We start from the raw sequence: 1746 nt of genomic DNA, 5'->3' as shown, positions 1-1746 counted from the left end.
CATATCTAGGAATGATTAAATTAGCTTGTACTTTTATTTGGCTTCGATGAAAATTTATTTTTGTGCACAGAGCCTAACTATCTCATTAATAAAATCTGCAGCTATAACTAAAGTATTTTTCATTTTAAATATCTTATAGTTTAAATAATAAGAAAGCTATTATATGCCCATAATAAAAATAGATACAATTGTTTTAGAGCAGCAAACTTACATTCAGAATAAATAATCTTGATTTTTATATTACTTATTAATATTTGATAAAAACTCTTCAGCTGTTACAACTTTAGCAACTTTTTGTAAACTATTAAGGCTTTTTTCATGCCCTTCCTCAGTAGCGGCATTACAAGCATCTGAGATAACTGTTACACTATAATCTCTATCATGTAACTCTCTCACTGAAAGCTCAACAACCTGCTCTGTAGATACACCAAAAACTATAACATTCTCAATTTTATTAGCTCTTAAAATAGCTTCACAATCTGTTGCATATACAAAGCTAATTCTATGCTTTGTTATAACTATATCATCTTCTTGATAATCTATATCTTTATGAAATTCAGTAGCCCATGAGCCAAGTTGAAGAGCTTTATATTTAGGTGCTTGACTAAATATAGGAGAACCTTCTGGACACTCATGATAATCTTTGCTAAAGCCAACTTTTACATGAGCAACTTTAACTCCATTCTTACGAGCCCATGCTATAACTTTATTAGCATTCTGCATTGTATTACAGTTCTTAACTCTTTCTGCATTAAATGCTCCAAAAGCTCCTTTTTCATCGACTATTTCATTTATAAAGTCAGCTGCTATAACTATTGTATTTTTCATTTTAAAATCTCCATTTTTTTAAGTTATTTACATTAATTTAATAATCATTCTCATATAATAAAGCACAACCATCTAAAGTAAAGTGATTTAAATTTACATAATTGTAAGCTACACTTACAGCATAAAAATTCATCACATATTTATACAATTATTTTTCCTACAGATTTCATTTATAAATAATTATTACCACCTAAGAGTATTTAGTGTAGATGTATTTAACGTACAAAGTTAATAGAATTTAAGTACCAAATTATCCACTACTCCTAGTTTAGAAATTTTAAATTAGTTATTTGATAAGAACTCTTCAGCTGTAACGACTTTAGAGATGTGAGCTAAACTCTTAAGACTCTTATTGTGACCTTCTTCAGAACCTGCATTACAAGCATCCGAAATAACAGTAACCTTATAATCCCTATCGTGCAACTCTCTCACTGATGATTCAATAACAAGCTCGGTAGATACTCCAAAAACTATAATATTCTCAATTTTATTAGCTCTTAAAATAGCTTCACAATTTGTAGCATATACAAAGCTAATTCTATGTTTAGTAATTACAATATCATGATCTTGCACATCTACATCTTTATGGAAATCTGTAGCCCATGAGCCAAGCTGAAAAACTTGATGTTTAGGAGTTTGACCAAGGATTGGAGAATTCTTAGGGCATTCATAATAATCTTTACCAAACCCCATTTTTACATGAGCAACCTTAACATCATTCTTTCGAGCCCATGCTATAATTTTATTAGCATTTTTGATTGTATGAAAGTCTTTTATTCTTTGAGCATTACATTCTCCAAAAGCACCATCCTCATGAACAATTTCATTAATGAAATCAGCTACTATAACTAACCTCAGTTCGGAATTAAAAGCATTGTAAATTAAGGGTTTAGTAGTGTTTTTAGGTTAAAATAAGCG

2 protein-coding genes are annotated in these 1746 nt (G+C 29.6%); both read right to left on the bottom strand.

The features are described 5' to 3' along the window. Positions 1-240: 240 nt before the first annotated feature. The gene (locus tag AB8E56_RS11635; protein WP_329481295.1) at positions 241-828 is read right to left on the bottom strand and encodes a cysteine hydrolase; all 588 of its coding nucleotides are present in this window, start codon (positions 826-828) and stop codon (positions 241-243) included. A 282-nt stretch (positions 829-1110) separates the two neighbouring features. After that, positions 1111-1686 carry an isochorismatase family cysteine hydrolase gene (locus AB8E56_RS11630; protein WP_329481297.1) on the bottom strand — a complete coding sequence of 192 codons (576 nt, stop codon included), beginning with the start codon at positions 1684-1686 and terminating at the stop codon, positions 1111-1113. Between the last annotated feature and the right edge of the window lie 60 nt (positions 1687-1746).

Origin of the sequence: Francisella sp. 19X1-34, from assembly GCF_041102755.1 — a bacterium.
Classification (GTDB): Bacteria; Pseudomonadota; Gammaproteobacteria; order Francisellales; family Francisellaceae; genus Francisella.
Note: the sequence above shows the minus strand (reverse complement) of the source record. Positions and strands in the feature narration are given on the sequence as shown.